This is a genomic window from Streptomyces sp. bgisy159, from assembly GCF_965341775.1.
In the GTDB taxonomy this organism is placed as follows: Bacteria; Actinomycetota; Actinomycetes; order Streptomycetales; family Streptomycetaceae; genus Streptomyces.
In genome coordinates this window covers 1-21,916 of the sequence record NZ_CBDQZH010000028.1, presented here as the reverse complement: position 1 = coordinate 21,916, position 21,916 = coordinate 1, and the positions used below count along the sequence as shown (strand labels likewise).

Genomic DNA, 21,916 nt, shown 5'->3' with positions numbered 1-21,916 from the left:
GTCCGAGTGGCTGAACAGGACGTCACGGCGGGGCAGTTGCTGCTCGCCGAGTACCAGAGCGTCAAGGACGAGCAGAAGGCGCGGATCGGCTTCCGGGACAACCTGCTGTACGTGACGCTGGCCGTCGTGGCCGCCGTCATCGCGGCGGCGGTGCAGGCCAAGCGCACGGAGATGCTGCTGGCGCTGCCGCCGGTGTGCGTGGTGCTGGGCTGGACCTACTTGGTCAACGACGAGAAGATCTCTGCGATCGGGCGGTACGTACGGGGGGAGCTGGGGCCGCGGCTGGCGCAACTCGCCGGTGCGACGGACGTCTTCGGCTGGGAGACGTTTCATCGCAACGACGCGCGGCGGGCGGCGCGCAAGATCGTGCAGTGCGTGGTGGATGTGCTGGCGTTCTGCGTCGTGCCGATGAGCGGTCTGTGTGTCTACTGGGGCGGCGGGCAGGTGTCGGGCGGACTGCTGGCCGTGTCGGTTGTTGAGGCTGGGGCCGTGGTGGGGGTCGGGGTGTTCGTGGTGCGTTATGCGCTGGGAGAGCGGGGACGGGGCGGTGACGCTGCGTGAGGAGCGCGTACGAGGATCACGTCCACTTCGAGGGGGGTGACTTCGCCGGCCCCGTCATCGGGAAGGTCGAGTACGGCGGGCGGGCCCCGGCACCCACGGCGTTGGACTCGTTACCAGCCCCGGCGGCCGGCTTCACGGGGCGGGATGACGAACTGGGGCGGTTGCTGGCCGCCCTGGACGGGGCGGCGGAGGAGGCCGTTCTCGTGACCGCCGTGTCCGGGCTCGGCGGCATCGGCAAGACCGCGCTGGCGGTGACGGCCGCGCACCAAGCCCGGGAGCGGGGGTGGTTCCCGGGCGGGGTGCTCTTCGTCGACCTGCACGGCTACGACGAGGCGCCGGTCACCGCCGAACAGGCGCTGCAGTCGCTGCTGCGGGCGCTGGGGGTCGAGCCCGAGCACGTCCCGGCCACGGCGGACGAACGGGCCGTGCTGTACCGGTCGGTGCTGGCCGAGAGGGCCGGGGACCGGGGCCCCATGCTGATCCTGGCTGACAACGCGTCGTCCCCGGAGCAGGTGAGGCCGTTACTCCCGGGGGACGCGCGGCATCGGGTTCTGGTGACGTCCAGGAACCGGCTGCCTCAACTCCCGGCTCGTCTGCTGCCGTTGAACCAGCTCACAGCCACGGGATCGAAGGAACTCCTCGACCGCGCCCTGCGGATCGCCGATCTCGACGACCGCAGGATCACTGACGAATCCGAGGCGGCCCGGCGACTCGCGGCGCTCTGCGGGCACTTGCCCCTCGCGCTCAGGATCTCGGCGGCGTTGCTGGCCGCGGAACGGGACAAGCCGGTCATGGAACTCGTCGGCGAACTGGAGGCGTCACGTGATCTCCTTGCCGACCTGGAAGACGGTGAACGCAGCGTGCGCGCCGCCTTCGCGCTCTCCTACCGCCGGTTGCCGGCCGGACAGGCCCGGCTGCTGAGGTTGCTCGCCCTTGCCCCCGGCCCGGAGGTGAGCGAGGAGGCCGCCGCGGCGCTGGTCGGCACGGAGACCGCTCCGCTGCGCGATCTCAGAGGGCTGGTCCAGGCCCACCTTGTGGAGCGGGGAAGCACGCGCGGGAGGTGGCGGCTGCACGACTTGGTGCGGATGTTCGGGGCGGGTGTGGCCGCTGAGGATGAAGGGCTGCGGGAGGAGGCGGTGGCGGCGCGGGAGCGGGTGCTGGAGTTCTACGCCCTGTGGGCCGGGGCGGCTGACGACCGCCTGCGGTGGCTGCCGGGAATGCCGGAGCCGGAGCTGTTCGCGGACCGGGGTCAGGCACTGGCTTGGCTGGACGGGGAGCGGGCGGGGCTGGTGGCCGCGGTGTCGTGGGCGGAGCAGGACATGTTCGCGGAGACGGCGGTGCGTCTGGCTCTGTCTCTGACGGAGTATCTCGACTGGCGGCGGTACTTCGACGACAAGATCGCCGTCTGCCGAGCCGCGCAAGGGGCCGCCTACCGTGGGAGGGACCGCTACGGCGAGGCCGCCGCGTGGACCAGTCTAGGGATCGCCCTGAAGGAGACCGGCCGGGCGGCGGAGGCGATCGAGGCCCACACACGCGCCCGGGACCTGTTCCGGACCGCCGGGGACCACCACCGCGAGGCCGCCTCGTGGAACAACCTCGGCATCGCCCTGCGGGAAGCGGGCCGGAAGGAGGAGGGGATCGACGCCCACACCCGTGCCCGGGACCTGTCTCATGTCGCCGGGGACCGCCACCGCGAGGCCATGGCGTGGAACAACCTCGGCATCGCCCTGCAGGAGGCGGGCCGGGTGGCGGAGGCGATCGAGGCCCACACGGGTGCCCGGGACCTGTTCCAGACATCCGGGGACCACCACGGCGAGGCCACGGTGTGGAACAATCTCGGGCTCGCGCTGCGGGAGGCGGGTCGGGTGGCGGAGGCGATCGAGGCGTTCGACAGGAGCCTGGCGGTCTGCCGGGAGTTCGAGGACTGGTACGGGACAGGCCGCGTCCTGTACAACCTCGCCATCACCCACCTGACCGCCCACCGCCTCGCCGAAGCCCGTGCCCACTGGCTCCAGGCCGCCGACGCCTACACCCGGGCCAACGCCCCCACCGAAGCAGCCATGTCTCGAGACATGGCCGAAGCCCTCACCGCTGCCCCAGAACCCCCCGAACCCACCGATAAACCAACTCCGGCCTCCCCACCTGCCCGTAAACCGGCCTCCGCTCGGCCCTCCCCGCCTCCACCAGGTGCTCCAGATACCGCCGAGCCGTGATCCGCGATATCCCCACCGCCTCGGCCACCCCCGCCGCAGTCAGTCCTTCCTCCGCCTTGCGCACAACTCCCGTCACCCGCTCCAGCGTCGGCGCGCTCAGCCCCTTCGGGAGCGCCGCGGGCCCCGGCGCGCGCAGGGCGGCGAGTGCCCGGTCGACCTCGTCCTGGCCGCCGGCCTCGCCGACCGCCCGGCGGAACTCGGCGTAGCGGACCAGGCGGTCCCGCAGTGTCGCGAAGGTGAATGGTTTCAGCACGTACTGGACGACGCCCAGCGACACCCCTTCCCGGACCACGGCGAGGTCCCGTGCCGAGGTCACGGCTATGACGTCCGCGTGGTAGCCGGCCGCCCGCAGCGACCGCGCCAGCTGCAACCCGTGCCCGTCCGGCAGGTGCAGGTCCAGCAGGAGGAGATCGACCGGCGCCCGGTCGAGCATCCGCCGCGCCTCCGCCCCGGTGTGCGCCTTGCCGACCACGACGAACCCCGGCACCCGCCCGACGTACATCACATGCGCGTCCGCGGCCACCGGGTCGTCCTCGACGACCAGCACCCGGATCGGCTGATCACTCGTCACGCGCTGCCTCCACTCACCGGCGACGGCGCGGTCGCCGTGACGCCCCCGCGCAACGGCAGCCGCACCGTGAACTCCGCCCCGCCGCCCTCGGCCCGCGCGACCGACAGCGCCCCCTCATGTCGCTGCACAGCCTGCCGTACCAGCGCCAGGCCGAGCCCGCGGCCCCCGGGACCGGCCGGTTTCGTGGAGAAGCCGCGCTGGAAGACCAGGTCGGCGTGGTCCGGGTGGACGCCCTCGCCGGTGTCGGCGACCCGCAGGACCAGTTCCTCCTCGCCCGCGTACGCCGTCACCGTCACCCGCGCGCCCACGCTGCCCTGCGCCGCGTCCACGGCGTTGTCGATCAGGTTGCCGAGGATGGTCACCAGGTCCCGCGCCGACAGGGAGGCCGGCAGCACCCCGTCGTCCAGCCGGCTGTCCCGCGAGACCACCAGCTCCACGCCCCGCTCGTTGGCCTGGGCCGTCTTGCCCAGCAGCAGCGCGGCCAGCACCGGCTCGCCCACCGCCGCCACCACCTGGTCGGTGAGCGCCTGCGCCAGCTCCAGCTCGGCGGTCGCGAAGTCCACCGCCTCCTCGGCCCGGCCCAGCTCGATCAGCGAGACCACCGTGTGCAGCCGGTTCGCCGCCTCGTGGGCCTGCGAGCGCAGCGCCTGGGTGAAGCCCCGCTCGGAGTCCAGCTCGCCCATCAGGGACTGGAGTTCGGTCACGTCGCGGAGCGTCACCACGGTGCCCCGGCGCTCCCCGCCGGACACCGGGGAGGTGTTCACCACCAGCACCCGGTCCGCCGTCAGATGCACCTCGTCGACCCTCGGCTCCGACGCCAGGAGCGCCCCCGTCAGCGGGGCCGGCAGTCCCAGCTCGGCCACCGACGTGCCCACCGCGTCCGCGCCCAGCCCCAGCAGCTCCCGCCCGCCGTCGTTGATCAGCGCCACCCGGTACTGCCCGTCCAGCATCAGCAGCCCCTCGCGCACCGCGTGCAGCGCCGCCTGGTGGTAGTCGTGCATCCGGCTGAGCTCCGCCGCGTTCATGCCGTGGGTGTGCCGCCGCAGGCGTGCGTTGATCACGTACGTCCCCACGGCGCCCAGCACCAGCGCGCCGCCCGCCACCCCCAGCAGCGCCGTCACCTGGTCCTGCACCCGCTCGCTGATCGCCTCGACCCGGATGCCCGCGCTGACCAGGCCGACGATGCGCCCGCCGGAGTCCTCGACCGGGGTGACCGCGCGCACCGACGGGCCGAGGGTGCCGGTGTAGGTCTCGGTGAAGGTCACGCCCTTCAGCGCGCGCCCTGTGTTGCCGAGGAAGTGCCGGCCGATCTGGGCCGGGTCGGGGTGGGTCCAGCGGATGCCCGCCGGGTTCATGATCGTCACGAAGTCGACGTCGGTGTCCCGCATGACGCGCAGCGCGTACGGCTGGAGTTCCTCCGACGGGTCGGCGGTGCCGATCGCCGCCCGCACCGACGGGGAGTCCGCGACCGTGCGGGCCACCGACGTGGCGTGCCGGCCCGCCGCCTCCTCGGCCTGCTGCCGGTCGCTGACGTACGAGAAGAGCGCGTACCCGGCGACCAGGACCGCGATCAGCACGGCCTGCATCGCGAACAGCTGACCGGCCAGGCTGCGGGGCCGGGGGAACGGGAGGCGCATGCCGTCAGTGTGCCCCTGGTGTCCGGCGCGAACTAAATGAACGCAAGGGTGACCGCCCTCACAGCCCGGGAGATAGTCCCTGCATTCCCCCTCCCCGGACCGGCCCGCAGCGCCCCCGGCGGAGAGACACCCCGGACGTGAGCCGCACGCCGGTGATGCCGACGAAGACGTCAAGGAGGGCAGCCGTGGCCACCAGCAGCACCCCCGATACGGCACCTGCCGCACCCGCCGCCCGGCGGGACCGCACCCACTACCTCTACATAGCGGTGATCATCGCGGTCGCCGCCGGTATCGCGGTCGGCCTGGCCGCCCCCGATTTCGCGGTCGAGCTGAAGCCGCTGGGCAAGGGCTTCGTGAACCTGATCAAGATGATGATCTCGCCGATCATCTTCTGCACGATCGTGCTGGGCATCGGTTCGGTGCGCAAGGCGGCCAAGGTAGGTGCCGTCGGCGGCATCGCCCTCGGCTACTTCCTCGCCATGTCGTTCGTCGCCCTCGGTATCGGCCTGGTCGTCGGCAACATCCTGGAGCCGGGCTCCAGCCTGGCGGTCACCGACGCGGTCAAGGACGTCGGCCACGCGCAGGTCGACGCGGAGGCCAAGGACACCACCGAGTTCCTGCTCGGCATCATCCCCAAGACGATCGTCTCCGCCTTCACCGAGGGCGAGGTGCTGCAGACCCTGCTCGTCGCGCTGCTCGCCGGGTTCGCGCTGCAGGCCATGGGCAGCGCCGGGCAGCCGGTCCTGCGCGGGGTGGAGCACATCCAGCGGCTGGTCTTCCGGATCCTCGCCATGGTGATGTGGGCGGCGCCGATCGGTGCCTTCGGCGCCATCGCGGCCGTCACCGGCTCTGCCGGCGTGGACGCCCTGAAGAGCCTCGCCGTGCTGATGCTCGGCTTCTACGTCACCTGCTTCCTGTTCGTCTTCGTCGTCCTCGGCACGCTGCTGCGGATCGTCGCCGGGGTGAACGTCCTCACGCTGTTCAGGTACCTCGGCCGGGAGTTCCTGCTGATCCTGTCCACCTCCTCCTCGGAGTCGGCGCTGCCGCGCCTCATCGCGAAGATGGAGCACCTGGGTGTCAGCAAGCCCGTCGTGGGCATCACCGTCCCGACCGGCTACTCCTTCAACCTCGACGGCACCATGATCTACATGACCATGGCGTCGCTGTTCATCGCGGACGCCATGGGCGCGCCGATGTCGGTGGGCGAGCAGATCCCGCTGCTGCTGTTCCTGCTGGTCGCCTCGAAGGGGGCCGCCGGTGTCACCGGCGCGGGCCTGGCCACCCTGGCCGGCGGTCTGCAGTCGCACAAGCCCGCGCTGGTGGACGGCGTCGGCCTGATCGTCGGCATCGACCGCTTCATGAGCGAGGCGCGGGCGCTGACCAACTTCGCGGGCAACGCGGTGGCGACCGTCCTCATCGGCACCTGGACCAAGGAGATCGACAGGGAGCGGGTGGGGCTGGTGCTCGCCGGTGAACTGCCGTTCGACGAGACCACGCTGCTGGACGACGGGGCGGCGGAGGTCCCCGCCGAGGTGGCCGGGCCGGCGGAGAAGGAGCTGGCCAGGGCCTGACCCACACGCCGGACGTCCGGCCCCGCCTGAACCGGGGCCGGACGTCCGGTTCATGCCGTCCGGGCGTCGGTGCGCCGTCCGGGCGTCCGGCGGACACGGCGTCCGGGTGTCCGGCGGACGCGGAGTCCGGCGGATACGGCCTCCGGGTGTCAGGCGCTCACCCTCGCCACCAGGTCGGTGGCCTTCGAGGCGGGTACGCCCGCCGCGGTCAGTACGGTGACCGCGGCGGAGCGGCCCGCCTCGCGTGTGTCCAGCAGGCCGTCGTTCACGGCCTCCATCAGCGCGAACATGATCTGCTCGTGGACGTACGCCAGCGCCGGCGCGGGCAGCGGTGAGGCGAAGGCGCCCTCGTCGAGGCCGCGCTGCAGCAGCCGGACGCTGTTCGCCCGTACCGGTGTGAGCCGCTCGCGGATGCCCTGCACGGTGACGGTCCGCTGCGCGAGGGCCACCAGCAGCCGGTAGCGGTCGGCGATCTCCCAGACCGACAGCACCGAGCGGGCCACCGCCTCCGCCGGGTCCGCCACGCCCTCCCGCCCGGCGGCGTGCGCCCTCGCCAGCACCGCCACCGCCTCGTCGACCAGCGTGCCGATCAGCGCCTCGCGGCTCGGGAAGTGCCCGTACACCGTGCGCCGGACGACGCCCGCGGCCCGGGCGATCTGGTCCACGGACGCGTCGGGGTCGCGCAGCAGCTCGGCGAGGGCGACGTCGAGGATGCGGCGCCGGTTCACGTCGGCGCGGCTGGTGGGGCCGGTGGTCATGGCAGCCATTCTGCACGTCCTTCGTCATTCACCATTTGCACAGCGTTGTGCAACGGGCGTACATTGCACACTGTTGTGCATTTGCACGTCCGTGTGCAAGTCATGCGCGTCGTGCATCTCCCGTACGTCGAATCGCGCACGTCTGAGGAAGGCGATCCCTGCCATGCGACTCGTCATGAACCAACCGGTCGACAGGATGGAGCGGCCCTACCCCCGCCGCTGGTGGGCGCTGCTCGTCCTCTGCCTGAGCCTGCTGATCATCGTCATGGCCAACACGGCCCTGACCGTGGCCGCGCCCGACATGACCCAGGACCTCGGCCTGTCCAGCGCCGACCTGCAGTGGGTCATAGACGGCTACACCGTCCCGTACGCGGCACTGATGCTGCTGCTGGGCGCGATCGGCGACAAGTACAGCCGGCGCGGCGCGTTGGTGCTCGGCCTCGTGGTCTTCGCCGGCGGCGCCGTCTTCGGCTACCTCGCCGGCAGCGCGGGCCAGGTCATCGCGGCCCGCGCGGTGATGGGCGTCGGCGCGGCGCTGATCATGCCCGCCACCCTCTCCCTGCTCGCCGCGACCTTCCCGCGCGCCGAGCGCGCCAAGGCCATCGTGCTGTGGACCGCGACCGCCGGCCTCGCCATCGCCGCCGGTCCCCTGGTCGCCGGCGCGCTGCTGGAGAACCACGGCTGGTCCGCCACCTTCCTGATCAACGTGCCGGTCGCCGCGGTGGCCCTCGTCGGCGCCTTCGTCCTCGTCCCGCCGTCCAAGGCCGGGCACCACGACCGCGTGGACCTCGTCGGCGGCCTGCTGTCCGTGGTGTGGATCGGCGCGCTCGTCTACATGATCATCGAGGGGCCGCACTTCGGCTGGGGCCCCAAGGCGGTCACCGCGGCCGTCGTGGCGGGCGTCGGCCTGCTGGCCTTCGTCGGCTGGGAGCTGCGCCACCCGAACGCCGTCCTGGACGTGCGCCGCTTCGCCCACCGCGGCTTCGCCGGCGCCAACCTCGCCGTCGCCCTGTTCTTCCTCGCCGTGTTCGGCGCCTTCTACTACCTCACCCAGCACCTGCAGTTCGTCCTCGGCTACGACGCCCTGGACACCGGGCTGCGCATGCTGCCGCTGGCCGGCGCGGTCTTCGTCGGCTCCGCCCTCACCGGCTACCTCACCCCGAGGACCGGCATGAAGTGGACGGTCGGCGCGGGCATGGCCCTCGGTACGCTCGCGCTCGCCCTGCTCACCCGGGTCGACGCGGGGTCCGCGTACGGCGACTTCGTCGCTCCCCTGGTCATCCTCGGCGTGGCCATCGGCCTCGCGCTGTCCCCCTGCACCGACGCGATCATGGGCGCCTTCCCCGAGTCCGACCTGGGGGTCGGCGGCGCGGTGAACGACACCTCGCTGGAGCTGGGCGGCTCGCTCGGCATCGCGATCCTCGGCTCGCTGCTCGGCACGTCCTACTCCGACCACCTCGCGGACGCGGCCGACGGCGCCGGTCTGCCCGCCGCAACCCTGGCCACCGCCCAGGACTCGGTGGGCGCCGGCTACGAGGTCGCGCGGGGCGTGGGGGAGAAGGCGCAAGCGCTCGCGGCGCAGGCCGCGCAGGCCACCGACCCGCAGCAGGCGGCCGGGCTGAAGGCGCAGGCCGAGCAGCTGGCCCAGGGGGCGCGGCAGATGGCCGACGCGGTCGGCTCCTCCTTCGCGGACGCGGTCGCCCACACCAGCCTGGTGGGCGCGGTGATCCTCGGCGTCGGCACGGTGCTCGTGACGCTGCTGCTGCCGCGCAAGGGGGCGGGCGCCGTCGAGATCGGCGTCACCCGGTCCGAGTCCACCGAGGAGGGGGACGGCGGGACGGAGGGCGAGCAGTCCGAAGACCGGAAGTCCGAGGGCGGGAAGCCCGCGGACGAGCAGGCGCGGAGCGAGCACGCCCGGGGCGACGGCTCCGGGGGCGACGACTCCGGGGGCGAGGGGTCCCGGTCCCGGAAGGGCGGGCGCGGCAGGGCCGACAAGGAGTCGGCGCGCCGATGAGACCCGCGCGGGAGGCCGCCTGCACCGTTGGACGACCTCCCGCCGCAGCCTGGCCCGCCCGTTGGTGAGGCCGGGTCCGGTTCGCCCCGACGCGCGGCAGCGGCCTGTCAGGCCCGCCCGCCTGAGGGGCTCGGCCCCGCCGAGCGAGGAACCGGCCCGGCGCGGCGACCGCGGGGACGGGACGCGGCGGTCACAGCGGGTGCGCCCCCACCGCGGTGCGGACGCTCGCCCCGAGACGGGTCAGTTCCTCCCCGGTCAGTTCCAGGTCCGCCGCCCCTGCCGAATCCCTGATCGTCTGCGGGCGGCTTGCGCCCGGGATGGGGAGCACGGCCGGGGACCGCGCCAGCAGCCAGGCCAGGCACACCTGTTGCGGACTCACCCCGCGTTCCCGCGCCACCTCGTGGAACGCGGCGAACCGGGTCGCGCCCTCCGTCCGGGGCGGGCCGTCCAGGGAACTGCGGGAGATGCCGCCGAGGGGGCTCCAGGGCAGGAACGCCAGACCCAGGTCGGCGCACAGGCGCAGCTCGGGGTCGCTGTCCCGGACCGCCGGTGAGTACCGGTTCTGCACGGAGACCAGGCGGTCGCCGAGGATCGCGTGGGCCCGGCGGAGCTGGTCGGCGTTCACGTTGGACAGGCCCGCCGAGCGGATGGTGCCCGCGTCGAGGAGGTCGCGCAGTGCGCCCACGGACTCCTCGAAGGGGACGTCCGGGTCCGGCTTGTGGAGCTGGTAGAGGCCGATGGCCTCCACCCCCAGCCGCCTTCGGGACGCCTCGGCGGCCGCCTTCAGCCGGCGCGGGTCGCCGTTCACCGTCCAGCCGCCGTCGGGCGTGCGGCCGCGGCCGCCCTTGGTCGCCACCAGCACGCCGGACGTGTCCCCGCCGTAGGCGGCGAGCGCCCGAGCCACGAGCCGCTCGTTGTGGCCGGGCTCGCCGTCCGGGAGCGTGTAGGAGTCGGCCGTGTCCAGCAGGGTCACGCCCGCGTCGAGCGCCGCGTGCACGGTGGCGACCGCGCGGGCCTCGTCGGGGCGGCCCTCGATCGACAGTGGCATGGCGCCGAGTCCGACGGCACTCACGCGCAGCTCTCCCAGGGGGCGGTACCGCATGGTCAGACGTCCTTCCCGAGGGTTTCGGCCACGGCGTCCGGGAGCCAGCGCCGTACGTCGCCGAAGGTGAAGCCCAGCGCTGTCGCGCGGGAGTTGTCCATGCCGTAGGAGCGGTGGAAGGAGAACGGGGAGGTCTCTCCGGCACCGGCCTGACGGAACGTGGGCCGGCCGGTGCCGAGACGGGCGGCCACCGCCGCGCACAGGCCGGCCGTGTCCAGCAGCCCGTGCGAGGCCGCGTTGACGGGGCCGGTGAACCCCGCGCCGGCCGCCCAGAAGAGGAAGTCGGCGATCTCCTCCACATGGATGTAGGTGGCCGGGCGGTTGCCGGCCGGGACCGCGATCGGGTCGCCCGCGCGCAGTCGGTCCGCGTAGTGCCGCAGCCGACCGGTGAAGTCGTCGTGACCGCCCAGCACGTGGGCGACGCGGACGGCGACGTACGGCAGCCCGGTGCCGCCGGCCGCGAACACCGCCTCCGCCTGGCGCTTGCCCTCGCCGTAGTGGGCGGCGGCGAAGTCCGCGTCGTGCCAAGGAAGTGCCAGGTCGACGGCCACGGTCGAGGGGTCGACCGCGGACTCCGGGACCAGGGACGCCGAGTCCTGATGTTCGTACACCTCCACCGTCGAGGTCATCACGTAGCGGCGGGTGCGGCCGGTGAACAGACGGCGGGCGATGTCCGCCTGGCGGGGGGTGTAGCAGACCTGGTCGACGACGACGTCGAAGTCGCGGCCGGCCAGGGCGGCGGCCAGGGACGGCTCGTCGTCGCGGTCGGCGATCAGATGGCGGGCGGCGGCCGGGGGCGGCGACGAGCCGCGGTTGAGGACGGTGACCCGGTCCCCGGCGGGCCACCAGCCGGGTCCCGAAGTAGCGGCTGCCGCCGATGACCAGTACGTCTCGTGCCTCTCGCGCCGTATGCATGATCATAATTCTCCCGGCCCGCCACCACGTCCTGAAAGGGAAGACATGGGAGATCCGGCGTCCGCACCGAAAGAACCACGGCATTCGCGCGCCGGCGCCGACGGAACCTCGGTCGCCCTCGACGAGCTGGACCGGCAGATCCTGCGGCTGCTCCAGACCGACGGGCGGATCAAGTTCAGCGAGCTGGGGCGCCGGGTGCGGCTCAGCCCGGCCGCGGTCACCGAGCGGGTGCGCCGACTGGAGGCGGCCGGGGTGATCAGCGGGTACGGCGCCCATGTCGTGCCGGCCCGGCTGGGGTACGGGATCCAGGCGTTCATCCGGGTCGATCCGCACGGCGGCTACAACCTCAGGCACCCGCGGACGCTGGAGCTCATCCGGCGGCCGGAGATCGTCGAGGTGCACCATGTGGTCGGCGAGGACTGCTGGATCCTGAAGACCGCGGTCAAGGACACCGTCCACCTGGAGGAGGTCCTGGAGGAGGTGTCGGCCCTCGGGCGCACCACGACGTCGATCGTGCTGACCTCTCCGGTGCCCCGCAAACCGCTGTTGCCTTGACGTCGGCGTCAGGGCTTACGTTCGGACGCATGCGAATCGGCGAACTGGCCGCACGGGCCGGGACCACGACACGAGCGCTGCGGTACTACGAGTCGCGGGGACTGCTGCCCGCGCGCCGCGACGAGCTGGGGCACCGCTGCTACGACGAGACGGACCTGCGCCTGCTGGAGCAGATCCGGACGCTGCGGGACTTCGGGTTCGAGCTGGAGGAGACCCGCCCGTTCGTGGAGTGCCTGCGGGCCGGACACCCCGAGGGCGACACCTGTCCGGCCTCGCTCGCGGTGTACCGCAGGAAGCTGGCCGAGCTGGACGCGCTCGTCGCGGAGCTCGCAGCGGTGCGGGCGAAGGTCGCGGACCAGCTGGCCCGTGCCGAGCGGGTAAGGGACGAGCTGGCCGCCGAGGCGCTGGTTCCGGGGGGTCCGGAACCCGGGTGCGAGATGGGAGGGCCGCCATGGCGACGGAGCTGACCGAGGTGACGGACACGGATTTCGAGGCCGAGGTGATCGGCTCGGAGCTGCCGGTGCTGGTGGAGTTCACCGCCGACTGGTGCCCGCCGTGCCGGCAGATGGCGCCGGTACTCAAGGCCGTCGCCGCCGAGGAGGGGGAGCGGCTGAAGGTGGTGCAGCTGAACGTGGACCGCAATCCGGCGACCACCAACGCCTACAAGGTGCTCTCGATGCCGACCTTCATCGTCTTCCGCTCCGGTGAACCGGTGCGGTCGATGGTCGGGTCCAGGCCCAGGCGACGGCTGCTGGAGGAACTCGCCGACGTGCTGTGACATGGCGTCCGAGACAAAGAAAACCCCCGGGCAATTGCGCCCGGGGGTTTTCCTCGCGTATATTCGCTGATTCGTGACTTCATGGAATTCGAGTCACGGAGAAGCTTACTGAGCACAGTATATCGGCCCGGGAGTGGAATTGTCAAACGGCGATTTTCAAGACGGTGAAATGCGCGCCGAGCAGGAATTCATCGACGGCATCTACGCGCGCGTCGACGCCCTGCGCGGCGAGACCGAGAACTCCGTCTCCGACGCCCTCGCCCAGGGCGACAAGCCGATGCAGGCCCGACTGGAGCGCGACATCCTGGTCGCCGAGCGGTCCGGACTGCTCGCCGCGCTGAACGCGGTCGACGGCTCGCTGTGCTTCGGCCGGATCGACCTCGCCTCCGGCGCCGCGCACCACATCGGCCGTATCGGACTGCGCCGGGACGACCCCGAGCGCACCCCGGTCCTCATCGACTGGCGGGCCGACGTCGCCCGCCCCTTCTACCTGGCCACCGGCCACACCCCGATGGGGCTGCGCCGCCGTCGGCACATCACCACCGAGGGCCGCACCGTCACCGCCCTGCACGACGAGATCCTCGACCTGGGCGACCGGGAGCGCACCGGCCACGAGGACCCCACCGGAGACGCCGTGCTGCTCGCCGCGCTCAACTCCGCCCGCACCGGCCGCATGAGCGACATCGTGCAGACCATCCAGGCCGAGCAGGACCGCATCATCCGGGCGCCCCACCGCGGTGTGCTGGTCGTCGAGGGCGGCCCCGGCACCGGAAAGACGGCGGTCGCGCTGCACCGCGCCGCCTACCTCCTCTACGAGCACCGCGAACTGCTCGCCCGGCGCGCCGTCCTCATCGTCGGCCCCAACCCCGCCTTCCTCGGCTACATCGGCGAGGTGCTGCCCTCCCTCGGCGAGACCGGTGTGCTGCTGTCCACGGTCGGCGAGCTCTACCCGGGCGTGAAGGCGACGGCGACGGACTCGCCCGCGGCGGCCGCGGTCAAGGGCCGGGCCGACATGGCCGAGGTGCTGGCCGCCGTCGTACGCGACCGGCAGACGCTGCCCGACCCGGTGATCGCCATCGAGCACGACCGCGAGGTGCTGATGCTCGACGACGATCTGGTGAACGTCGCCCGGGAGCGCACCCGGGCCGCCAAGCTCCCGCACAACGCGGCGCGCGAGTACTTCGAGGGCCACATCCTCAACACCCTCACCGAGCTGTACGCCGAGCGCGTCGGCACCGACCCCTATGACGGCTCCAGCCTGCTCGACGCCGCCGACATCACCCAGATCCGCGACGAGATCGCCGAGAACCCCGAGGTCTGGGCCGCCATCGACCGCCTGTGGCCGGTGCTCACCCCGCAACGCCTGGTCGCCGACTTCCTCGCCGCGCCCGAGGACCACCTCGACGCGGCCGACGCGGACGCCGTGCGCCGCCCGGTGACCCGCGCCTGGACGGTGGCCGACGTCCCGCTCCTCGACGAGGCCGCCGAACTCCTCGGCGAGGACGAACGGGCGGCCCGCGCCCGCGCCGACCGCGAGCGGGAGACCCAGGTCGCGTACGCGCAGGGGGTGCTCGACGTGTCGTACGCCTCCAGGACCTACGAGTTCGAGGACAAGGACGACGAGGACTCGGAGGTGCTGTCCGCGCACGACATCATCGACGCCGAGCGGTTCGCCGAACGGCAGGTGGAGGCCGACCACCGCAGCGCCGCCGAGCGGGCCGCCGCCGACCGCACCTGGGCGTTCGGGCACATCATCGTCGACGAGGCGCAGGAGCTGTCCCCGATGGCCTGGCGGCTGCTGATGCGGCGCTGCCCGACCCGTTCCATGACCCTGGTCGGCGACCCCGCGCAGACCGCGGAGGAGGCCGGCGTCGGCTCCTGGCGGGACATCCTGGAGCCCTACGTCGAGGACCGCTGGGAACACACCCGCCTCGGCGTCAACTACCGCACCCCCGCCGAGATCATGGACGTCGCGGCGGCGGTCGTACGGGCCGAGCACCCCGGCTTCCAACCGCCCGGCTCGGTCCGCTCCACCGGCGTACGGCCCTGGGCCCGCGCCACCGACGACCTGCCCGGCGCGGTCGCCGAGGCCGTCGCCGAGCTGACCCCCGCCGAGGGCCGGCTCGCGGTGATCGCGCCGCGCCCGCTGCACCGCGCCCTCGCCGCCCGGCTGGACGGGGTCACGGCGGGCGGCGAGCCGGACCTCACCCGCTCGGTGGTGCTGCTGGACCCCCGCCAGTCCAAGGGGCTGGAGTTCGACTCGGTGCTCGTGGTGGAGCCCGCCGCCTACGGGACCAGCGACCTGTACGTGGCCCTGACCCGCGCCACCCAAAGGCTCGGCGTCGTCCACTGTGAGGGACTGCCGGCGGCACTGGCCGGGCGGCTCGGATGAGAAAGGGGCCGCTGCCCGTCCGGTCGACGGGCAGCGGCCCCGCGGTGGCGGCCGTGCCGCTCAGTCGCCGCCCGCGGACGTCGACGTCATGTACACGGTCTGCCGGTCGGTGCCCGAGGGCACCAGGAGGACGCTGAACTCGGCCCCGGCCGGCGTGCCGAAGTCCGGGTAGCGGTCTTACGTCCTCCTCGGGTCGAGCTTCAGGCCGAACTTCTCCACGGCCTCGTCGGGGAACGGCGGCGCGGTCGGCGACAGCACCTGCTCGCCGTCGACGGTGAAGCCGGGTTCGTCCGGCCAGTGGCGCGGATGCGCGAGATCCACACCGTGGGCGGTGAGATAGCTCTCGACGCACGCCGTGGGCGCCTCGAAGCGCAGGTACAGATGCCTGCCCCACTCCTTGGACCGCCCGGTGTACCGCAGGTCCGCCACCTCGCACGAGGGCAGAGTGAGCCGGAAGCTGTCGAGCACCGGGTCGAGGTCCTCGTACGTGCCCGGGTAGGCACGCGGGTCCGAGACCTCGAACGCGCACCCGGTCAGGGTGAGCGCCAGCGCCGCTCCCACGGCGGCGGCGGTGAGCCGTGTCCGCATGTGTCCTCCTGCGGGACCTCCCGCGTGTTGCGTCGCCTACGGGACGTCGACGTCGATGGTCTGGCTGCCCTGGATCACGAAGTTCCGCGCCAGACCGTACGACGGTGCCACGGACAGCGGTGCCAGCGGGATGTCGATGCCCTTGAACTCGGCGGTCTCGAACAGGTCGAAGTTGTAGTCCTTGAAGACGTCGACCCGGGCCGTGCCCGACAGATGGACCCCGTTCTCCGTGATCGTGCCCAGCAACTGCCCGGTCACGCGGTAGTTCAGACCCCGGTACGCGTAGTACAGGTCACCGGACGTGAACTGGTGGGTGATCCACTTCGAGTCCAGCCGGATCACGCACTGCGCGCCCACCGGGCCCTGGCACTGCTCGGCCGCGGCCGTCGCGTAGCTCTTGAGGCTGTCGTCCAGGTCGGTGTTCCAGCCGGCGTCACCGAAGATCATCCCCATCTGCTTCTGGTTCAGCTCGTAGGTGCCGCCCTCCTTGCCGAGCCAGTACTTGTACAGCTCGCAGGAGAGCGGACCGGCCTTCAGGCAGGCGATCCCCATCGCCCCGGCCTGGGCGGCCCGTACGGCGTCGTCGTCGATGGCGAGCAGCTTGTAGATGTCCGTGGCGAGGCCGTCCATGTACGGCGGCTGCTTGTCCGCGTCGATGGGCGGGCTGTCCTTGCCGTCTGGATCGTTGATGTCGTAGCCCGCCGAGTTCTTCGCCTCCTGTTCGCGCAGCTCCAGGTAGGTGATGATCGCCTGGAGCGCGGACTCGGCGGAGGCACCGCTCGCGTACGAGGCGGCCTTGGTCGCCGAAGCGCGGGCGTAGGCGGCGGACCGGGTGGCCTGCCGGGCCGCGGTCGCCGCGGTGTCGGCGGCGCTGCGGGCCTGCGCGGCGGAGGCCGCGGCCTGCTGGCGTAGCCCTCGGCCTCCTGGGCGGACGCGTCCGCCTGGGCGGCGTAGTCCAGGGCGTCCTGCGCCGCGTCGCGGGCCTTGGCGGCCTCCTCGGCGGCCCGGGCGGCGTCCTCCATGGCCCGCGCGGCCACCTGGGCGGCGTCGGCGATGACCCGGCGGACCCCGGCGACGTGCGTCGCCGTGTCGTGGTCCCGCTTGGCCGCCCGGTACCGGCCCTCGGCCACGAAGTCGCGCAGCAGCGCGTCCGGGCCGGCCAGGGCGACCTCGGCGGCCGCCTTGACCTCGGCCCCGCCGTCGTTCAGCAGGGTGAGCGCGGTCTCCCGGTCGTCCTCGGCGCGGGCGGTGTGCTGGCCCGTCTCGATGAACTCGTTCAGCACGACGGCGGAGCCGTCCGCGAGGGCCGCGTCGGCGTCCCGCTTCACGGCGGTGCCGCCCGCGTCGGAGATCTTCAGCCACTCCGGCCGCAGGCCGAGCCGCCGCATCAGGGGCTCGACCGACCGGCGCAGCGCCCGACCGGGCGTCGGCGCCGGAGCGCACGGCAGCACCACGAGCAGCTCGCCGAGGAAACCCCGGCGCAGTCCGGCCGGGTCCGCTGCCTCGAACCACACGGCCCTCGGCGCCAGCTCGCCCACGAGCGGCCTGCAGGCGGCCATGGCGGCGTCGGCGGTCCCGGCGTCCCGGAGGTTCAGCGCGACGCGGACGACGACGTCGGTCGGGGCGAACAGCATCGGTAAGTCACATGGCCTTCCTTCGAGATGCTGTCGTGAGACCAGCCGGGCGGGCCGCGCCTCAGGCCGGCCGCAGCCACACCGTGGCCAGCGGTGGCAGGGTCAGCCGGACGGAGCCCGGGCGGCCGTGCCAGGGGTGCGCCTCGGCCTTGACCGGGTGGGGGTTGCGGACGTCGCCGCCGCCGTAGCGGGCCGCGTCGGTGTTCAGCACCTCGTGCCAGGCGGCGGCGTCGTCGGGCACGCCGAGCCGGTAGTCCTGCCGGACGACCGGGGAGAGGTTGCTCACCGCCAGCAGCGGGGCGCCTTCCCGGTCGCGGCGCAGGAACGCGAACACGTTGTCCTCGGCCGCGTCGCCCACGATCCACTCGAAGCCGGCCGGATCGGTGTCCAGCTGCCACAGCGCCGGAGTGGCGACGTAGACGTGGTTGAGGTCGCGGACCAGGTCCCGCACCCCGCGGTGGTCGTCCGCCGCGCCGTACGCCGGGTCCAGCAGCCACCAGTCCGGGCCGTGTGCCTCGGACCACTCGGCACCCTGCGCGAACTCCTGCCCCATGAACAGCAGTTGCTTGCCCGGGTGGGACCACATGAAGCCGAGGTAGGCGCGGTGGTTGGCGCGCTGCTGCCACCAGTCGCCGGGCATCTTCGACACCAGCGAGCCCTTGCCGTGCACCACCTCGTCGTGGGAGATCGGCAGCACGTAGTTCTCGCTGTAGGCGTACACCATCGAGAAGGTCATCTCGTGGTGGTGGTACTTGCGGTGGACCGGCTCGTGGCTCATGTACTGCAGCGAGTCGTGCATCCAGCCCATGTTCCACTTCAGGCCGAAGCCCAGCCCCCCGAAGCCGCTCGGGCCCCGGTGGTGCGTGGCCCGGGTGACCCCGTCCCACGCCGTGGACTCCTCGGCGACGGTCACCACGCCCGGGTTGCGGCGGTACACCGTCGCGTTCATCTCCTGCAGGAACGCCACCGCGTCCAGGTTCTCCCGCCCGCCGTGCTCGTTGGGGACCCACTGGCCCGGCTCGCGCGAGTAGTCGAGGTAGAGCATGGAGGCGACCGCGTCGACCCGCAGCCCGTCGATGTGGAACTCCTCGCACCAGTACACCGCGTTGGCGACCAGGAAGTTGCGCACCTCGCGCCGCCCGAAGTCGAACTCCAGGGTGCCCCAGTCCGGGTGGGCGGCCCGCAGCGGATCGGTGTGCTCGTACAGCGGGCGCCCGTCGAACTCCGCCAGCGCCCAGTCGTCGCGCGGGAAGTGCGCCGGCACCCAGTCCATCAGCACGCCGATGCCCGCCTGGTGCAGGCGGTCCACCAGGTACCGGAAGTCGTCCGGGCCGCCCAGCCGGGCCGTCGGCGCGTAGAAGCCGGTGACCTGGTAGCCCCACGACCCGCCGAAGGGATGCTCGGCCACCGGCATCAGCTCGACGTGGGTGAAACCCAGGTCCTTGACGTAGGCGGGCAACTGCTCGGCGAGCTGGCGGTACGTCAGCCCGGGCCGCCACGACGCCAGATGCACCTCGTACACGGAGAACGGTGCCTGGTGGGCCGGGGCGTCGGCGCGCCGGGCCAGCCACTCCTCGTCGCCCCACTCGTAGTCCGAGGCGGTCACCACCGACGACGTGGCCGGCGGCACCTCGGTGCGGCGGGCCAGCGGGTCGGCGCGCAGGGTGTGCGAGCCGTCGGGCCGGGTGATGTCGAACTTGTACAGCTCGCCCTCGCCGATGCCCGGCACGAACAGCTCCCAGACCCCGGAGGAGCCCAGCGAGCGCATCGGGTAGGCGGTGCCGTCCCAGAGGTTGAAGGTGCCGGCCAGCCGCACACCGAGCGCGTTCGGCGCCCACACCGAGAAGCGGGTGCCGGTGACGCCCTGGTGGGTGGTGACATGGGCGCCGAGCACGGTCCACAGCTGTTCGTGCCGGCCCTCGCCGATCAGGTGCAGGTCGAACTCGCCGAGGGTGGGCAGGAAGCGGTAGGCGTCCTCGATCTCCAGGACCGCGTCCTCGTAGGCGACCAGGAGGCGGTAGGAGGGGACCTCGCGCAGGGGGAGCAGGCCGGAGAAGAAGCCGTCCCCGTCGTCGTGCAGCTCGGCGCGCAGCTCGCCGCAGAGCAGGGTGACGGAGTGGGCGTACGGACGCAGCACGCGGAAGACGATCCCGCCGGACACCGGGTGGGCGCCGAGCACGGAGTGCGGCTCGTGGTGCGTGCCGGAGAGCAGCCGCTCGCGGTCGGCGGCGGACAGCGCGGGGGAGACGGTGATGGTCAGGGGGGTGGCGGGGGTGGGCTCCATGGGTTCCACCGGGGGCTTCTCGACGGGCGGTTCGTTCCGGGCGGGCGCCGCCTGGTCGGCCGGCGCCGTTCCGGCGGGCACCTGGTGAACCGGTGCCGTCCGGGCGGGCGCCTTCTGGGCCGGTGTCCTCCGGGCCGGTGTCCTGCCGGCGGGCGGCGCCCCGGCGGGGGCGGCCTTCTGGGCGGGCACGGTCCGGGCGGCGGGGGCCTTGGCCGGGGTGGCCTCGGCCGCGGGGGAGGACGCTGCGGCCTTCTTCGTGGCCGCCTTCTTCACCGCGGTCTTCGCGGCGGTCTTCGTCGCGGACTTCACGACGGTTTTCGCGGCGGTGGTCTTCTTCGCGGCCGGCTTCTTGGCCGGCGCCTTGGTGGCGGCGGCTTTCTTGGCCGTGGTCCTGCCGGCGGTCGTCTTCTTCGCGGCGGCCTTCTTCGCCGCCGTCGTCTTCTGGGCACCCGCCGTCTTCTCGGCAGCCGCGGTCTTCTTGGCAGCCGCGGTCGTCTTCTTCGCAGCCGCCGCCTTCTCGGCAGTCGTCGTCTTCTTCGCCGCGGCTTTCTTCGCCACCGACTTCTTCTTCGGGTTCGGGTCGCTGGACGACGGGCTGGCAGTCACGGACGGGGCCTCCTGGGCGGCGATGAGGGGGACGTCAGGACGGGTCGGGTGAGGCGAGCCGCCGTATCGCCGACAGCGGTACGGGCAGCCAGTCGGGACGGTGCCGGGCCTCGTAGACGACCTCATAGACCGCTTTGTCCGTCTCGTAGGCCCGCAACAGCACCGGATCGGTGCGCGGGTCGGTGCCGGAGACCTCCGCGTAGCCGGAGCAGTACGCGGCCCGGCAGGCGGACGCCCAGTCCGGCACCGGGGGGTCGGCCGAGTACGCAGCGTAGTCGAAGGAACGCAGCATGCCCGCCACATCCCGCTCGATCGGCTGAGGCATCCGCCGCTCGGCCAGCGGCCGGGCCGGCTCCCCCTCGAAGTCGATCAGCGTCCACTCCCCGGAGGGCGACCGCAGGCACTGCCCCAGGTGCAGATCGCCGTGGGCCCGCTGGGCGGTCCAGGTCCGGCCCTCGCCGGCGAGGTCGGCCAGCGCCGTGTACGCGGTGCGCAGGGCGGGCGCGTAGGGGCGCAGCGCGGGCACCGCCTGGGCGGCGGCTTCCAGCCGCTCGGTCATGCCGTCGACCAGCGGCCCCAGCTGCGCGTGCCCGAGCGTGACCGTGGGCAGCGCGCGGGCCAGCGCGGTGTGCACCTCGGCGGTGGCCCGGCCGAGCGAGCGAGCCTCCTCGGCGAAGTCCTCGCCCTTGGCCAGCTCCCGCAGCGCCAGCTCCCAGCCGTCCACCGCGCCGCGCATATATGGCTGCAGCACGCCGAGGACGTACGCCTCCCCGCCCAGCTCGGCCCGCAGCCAGGCCGTCGGCGGCGGCACCCGGGTGCAGCCCTCCCGGGCCAGCGCCAGCGGAAGCTCCAGATCCGGATTGATCCCGGGCACCACTCGGCGGAACAGCTTCAGAATGAACGTATCTCCATAGACGACCGACGAGTTCGACTGCTCGGCGGTCCCCAGGCGCGGCACCAGCCCCGGCCGGATCTCCTGCGCCGGATCCCGCTCGCAGCGCAGCGCCCCGATCCGGGCTCCGGTGCGCAGCGCCTCCAGCAGCAGACCGGCCGGGCGGGCGTCGTACAGGGCGTCGTACAGGGTGCGCCCGGCGAGCGGGCCGGTCGTCGCGTGGCCGATCAGGGCGGGGGCCAGCCGGGGCGGCAGCGCCTCGCGGGCGCCCACGAACAACTGGTAGCAGTCGCCCGGGGCGGCTCCCTCGTGGGTGCGCACCAGCACGTGGTGCAGGCCCAGCTCGCCTCCGGCGGGCAGCAGGTCGGTGGCCGCGACCGGCGAGAACCCGGTGACCGGCCGTCCCTTGCCGGCGAACCACCGCTGCCGGGGCAGCCAGTCCCGCAGCAGGGGTTCCAGCGACGTGAGGAGGCCGGGGCTCGTGGTGGTCGTGCCGGCGCGGGTGGTGACCGTTTCCGCCATGGCGTCACGTCCTTTCCCCGAAGGGTCGGGGGTGCTACTGATGCGTGCCCCGGGTGGGCCGACGGAAACCGGCCCGCCCGGGGTTGGGCCGGGCTACGCCACGTCGTCGCGCAGCCGGAACCAGTAGAAGCCGTGACCCGCGAGGGTGAGCAGGTACGGCAGTTCGCCCACGGCCGGGAACCGCACCCCGCCGAACAGCTCCACCGGGTGGCGGCCGGCGAAGCGGCGCAGGTCCAGCTCGGTGGGCTGCGCGAAGCGGGAGAAGTTGTGCACGCACAGCACCAGGTCGTCCTCGAACTCGCGCAGGAAGGCGAGGACGGCCC

The 21,916-nt window shown here is 72.9% G+C and carries 17 protein-coding genes and 2 pseudogenes; 8 read left to right on the top strand and 11 right to left on the bottom strand.

The genetic code is table 11. The features are described 5' to 3' along the window. Window positions 1–6: 6 nt before the first annotated feature. Together ACSLTV_RS24325 and ACSLTV_RS24320 are read left to right on the top strand one after the other, a co-directional pair. Window positions 7–561 carry a hypothetical protein gene (locus tag ACSLTV_RS24325; RefSeq protein WP_432134169.1) on the top strand — a complete coding sequence of 185 codons (555 nt, stop codon included), beginning with the start codon at window positions 7–9 and terminating at the stop codon, window positions 559–561. After that, window positions 558–2,651 (top strand): annotated as a pseudogene (locus tag ACSLTV_RS24320) (ATP-binding protein); the annotation flags it as partial. The gene ACSLTV_RS24325 and the pseudogene ACSLTV_RS24320, both read left to right, overlap by 4 nt. Here ACSLTV_RS24320 and ACSLTV_RS24315 read toward each other — a convergent pair. After that, window positions 2,647–3,345: a response regulator gene (locus tag ACSLTV_RS24315; protein WP_435612881.1), complete on the bottom strand. Its 699-nt coding sequence runs from the start codon at window positions 3,343–3,345 to the stop codon at window positions 2,647–2,649. The pseudogene ACSLTV_RS24320 and the gene ACSLTV_RS24315 sit on opposite strands and share 5 nt — an antisense overlap. Further along, entirely contained in the window at window positions 3,342–4,982 is a 1,641-nt protein-coding gene (locus tag ACSLTV_RS24310) for an ATP-binding protein (RefSeq protein ID WP_435612880.1), read from the bottom strand. Before ACSLTV_RS24310 ends, ACSLTV_RS24315 begins: the two co-directional genes overlap by 4 nt. Before the next feature lie 155 nt (window positions 4,983–5,137). Between ACSLTV_RS24310 and ACSLTV_RS24305 the strand changes: the two genes are divergently transcribed. Beyond that, a complete protein-coding gene (locus tag ACSLTV_RS24305) occupies window positions 5,138–6,553 on the top strand; it encodes a cation:dicarboxylate symporter family transporter (RefSeq protein ID WP_432134192.1) in 1,416 nt (471 codons plus the stop codon). Between the two features lie 149 nt (window positions 6,554–6,702). Here the strand turns inward: ACSLTV_RS24305 and ACSLTV_RS24300 are convergent, their stop codons facing one another. Then, window positions 6,703–7,320: a TetR/AcrR family transcriptional regulator gene (locus ACSLTV_RS24300; protein WP_432158722.1), complete on the bottom strand. Its 618-nt coding sequence runs from the start codon at window positions 7,318–7,320 to the stop codon at window positions 6,703–6,705. A 154-nt stretch (window positions 7,321–7,474) separates the two neighbouring features. Here ACSLTV_RS24300 and ACSLTV_RS24295 point away from each other — a divergent pair, with 154 nt between their 5' ends. After that, window positions 7,475–9,325, top strand: a complete 1,851-nt coding sequence (locus ACSLTV_RS24295; RefSeq protein WP_435612879.1) for an MFS transporter — start codon at window positions 7,475–7,477, stop codon at window positions 9,323–9,325. A gap of 190 nt (window positions 9,326–9,515) precedes the next feature. On the opposite strand, the gene ACSLTV_RS24290 is transcribed toward ACSLTV_RS24295, so the two are convergent. Both ACSLTV_RS24290 and ACSLTV_RS24285 read right to left on the bottom strand, forming a co-directional pair. Then, a complete protein-coding gene (locus ACSLTV_RS24290) occupies window positions 9,516–10,427 on the bottom strand; it encodes an aldo/keto reductase (protein ID WP_432134174.1) in 912 nt (303 codons plus the stop codon). A gap of 2 nt (window positions 10,428–10,429) precedes the next feature. Further along, window positions 10,430–11,342: pseudogene (locus ACSLTV_RS24285) on the bottom strand (NAD-dependent epimerase/dehydratase family protein). A 45-nt stretch (window positions 11,343–11,387) separates the two neighbouring features. Here ACSLTV_RS24285 and ACSLTV_RS24280 point away from each other — a divergent pair. The 4 genes from ACSLTV_RS24280 to ACSLTV_RS24265 all read left to right on the top strand — a co-directional run bounded on the left by ACSLTV_RS24280 (window position 11,388) and on the right by ACSLTV_RS24265 (window position 15,067). Beyond that, window positions 11,388–11,897 (top strand): Lrp/AsnC family transcriptional regulator, encoded by a 510-nt coding sequence (locus ACSLTV_RS24280; RefSeq protein WP_432134176.1) that lies wholly within the window; start codon window positions 11,388–11,390, stop codon window positions 11,895–11,897. 29 nt (window positions 11,898–11,926) lie between these two features. Further along, entirely contained in the window at window positions 11,927–12,364 is a 438-nt protein-coding gene (locus tag ACSLTV_RS24275) for a MerR family transcriptional regulator (RefSeq protein ID WP_432134177.1), read from the top strand. Continuing rightward, on the top strand, window positions 12,361–12,675 hold the full coding sequence (locus tag ACSLTV_RS24270; protein WP_432158731.1) for a thioredoxin family protein: 315 nt from the start codon (window positions 12,361–12,363) through the stop codon (window positions 12,673–12,675). Before ACSLTV_RS24275 ends, ACSLTV_RS24270 begins: the two co-directional genes overlap by 4 nt. A 169-nt stretch (window positions 12,676–12,844) precedes the next feature. Continuing rightward, window positions 12,845–15,067 (top strand): HelD family protein, encoded by a 2,223-nt coding sequence (locus ACSLTV_RS24265; protein ID WP_435612878.1) that lies wholly within the window; start codon window positions 12,845–12,847, stop codon window positions 15,065–15,067. Between the two features lie 177 nt (window positions 15,068–15,244). On the opposite strand, the gene ACSLTV_RS24260 is transcribed toward ACSLTV_RS24265, so the two are convergent. The 6 genes from ACSLTV_RS24260 to ACSLTV_RS24235 form a co-directional block, all read right to left on the bottom strand. Continuing rightward, window positions 15,245–15,655: a hypothetical protein gene (locus tag ACSLTV_RS24260; protein ID WP_435612877.1), complete on the bottom strand. Its 411-nt coding sequence runs from the start codon at window positions 15,653–15,655 to the stop codon at window positions 15,245–15,247. Between the two features lie 36 nt (window positions 15,656–15,691). Next, complete coding sequence (locus ACSLTV_RS24255; RefSeq protein WP_435612876.1) at window positions 15,692–16,285, bottom strand: hypothetical protein; 594 nt, start codon at window positions 16,283–16,285, stop codon at window positions 15,692–15,694. Then, the gene (locus ACSLTV_RS24250; protein ID WP_435612875.1) at window positions 16,189–17,289 is read right to left on the bottom strand and encodes a hypothetical protein; all 1,101 of its coding nucleotides are present in this window, start codon (window positions 17,287–17,289) and stop codon (window positions 16,189–16,191) included. Before ACSLTV_RS24250 ends, ACSLTV_RS24255 begins: the two co-directional genes overlap by 97 nt. Window positions 17,290–17,350: 61 nt before the next feature. Next, the gene (glgB, locus tag ACSLTV_RS24245; RefSeq protein WP_435612874.1) at window positions 17,351–20,179 is read right to left on the bottom strand and encodes a 1,4-alpha-glucan branching enzyme; all 2,829 of its coding nucleotides are present in this window, start codon (window positions 20,177–20,179) and stop codon (window positions 17,351–17,353) included. A gap of 34 nt (window positions 20,180–20,213) precedes the next feature. Further along, window positions 20,214–21,593 (bottom strand): maltokinase N-terminal cap-like domain-containing protein, encoded by a 1,380-nt coding sequence (locus tag ACSLTV_RS24240; RefSeq protein WP_432158729.1) that lies wholly within the window; start codon window positions 21,591–21,593, stop codon window positions 20,214–20,216. 93 nt (window positions 21,594–21,686) lie between these two features. After that, window positions 21,687–21,916: alpha-glucosidase C-terminal domain-containing protein (locus tag ACSLTV_RS24235; RefSeq protein WP_435612873.1), on the bottom strand; the 230-nt coding region annotated here is incomplete at its 5' end.

Coding starts and splice junctions, on each gene's coding strand:
- ACSLTV_RS24290 (WP_432134174.1), bottom strand. CDS start 10,427: ATGCGGTACCGCCCCCTGGGAGAGCTGCGCGTGAGTGCCGTCGGACTC.
- ACSLTV_RS24255 (WP_435612876.1), bottom strand. CDS start 16,285: ATGGACGGCCTCGCCACGGACATCTACAAGCTGCTCGCCATCGACGAC.
- ACSLTV_RS24295 (WP_435612879.1), top strand. CDS start 7,475: ATGCGACTCGTCATGAACCAACCGGTCGACAGGATGGAGCGGCCCTAC.
- ACSLTV_RS24300 (WP_432158722.1), bottom strand. CDS start 7,320: ATGGCTGCCATGACCACCGGCCCCACCAGCCGCGCCGACGTGAACCGG.
- ACSLTV_RS24310 (WP_435612880.1), bottom strand. CDS start 4,982: ATGCGCCTCCCGTTCCCCCGGCCCCGCAGCCTGGCCGGTCAGCTGTTC.
- ACSLTV_RS24240 (WP_432158729.1), bottom strand. CDS start 21,593: ATGGCGGAAACGGTCACCACCCGCGCCGGCACGACCACCACGAGCCCC.
- ACSLTV_RS24265 (WP_435612878.1), top strand. CDS start 12,845: ATGCGCGCCGAGCAGGAATTCATCGACGGCATCTACGCGCGCGTCGAC.
- ACSLTV_RS24250 (WP_435612875.1), bottom strand. CDS start 17,289: ATGCTGTTCGCCCCGACCGACGTCGTCGTCCGCGTCGCGCTGAACCTC.
- ACSLTV_RS24280 (WP_432134176.1), top strand. CDS start 11,388: ATGGGAGATCCGGCGTCCGCACCGAAAGAACCACGGCATTCGCGCGCC.
- ACSLTV_RS24275 (WP_432134177.1), top strand. CDS start 11,927: ATGCGAATCGGCGAACTGGCCGCACGGGCCGGGACCACGACACGAGCG.
- ACSLTV_RS24260 (WP_435612877.1), bottom strand. CDS start 15,655: ATGCGGACACGGCTCACCGCCGCCGCCGTGGGAGCGGCGCTGGCGCTC.
- ACSLTV_RS24305 (WP_432134192.1), top strand. CDS start 5,138: ATGCCGACGAAGACGTCAAGGAGGGCAGCCGTGGCCACCAGCAGCACC.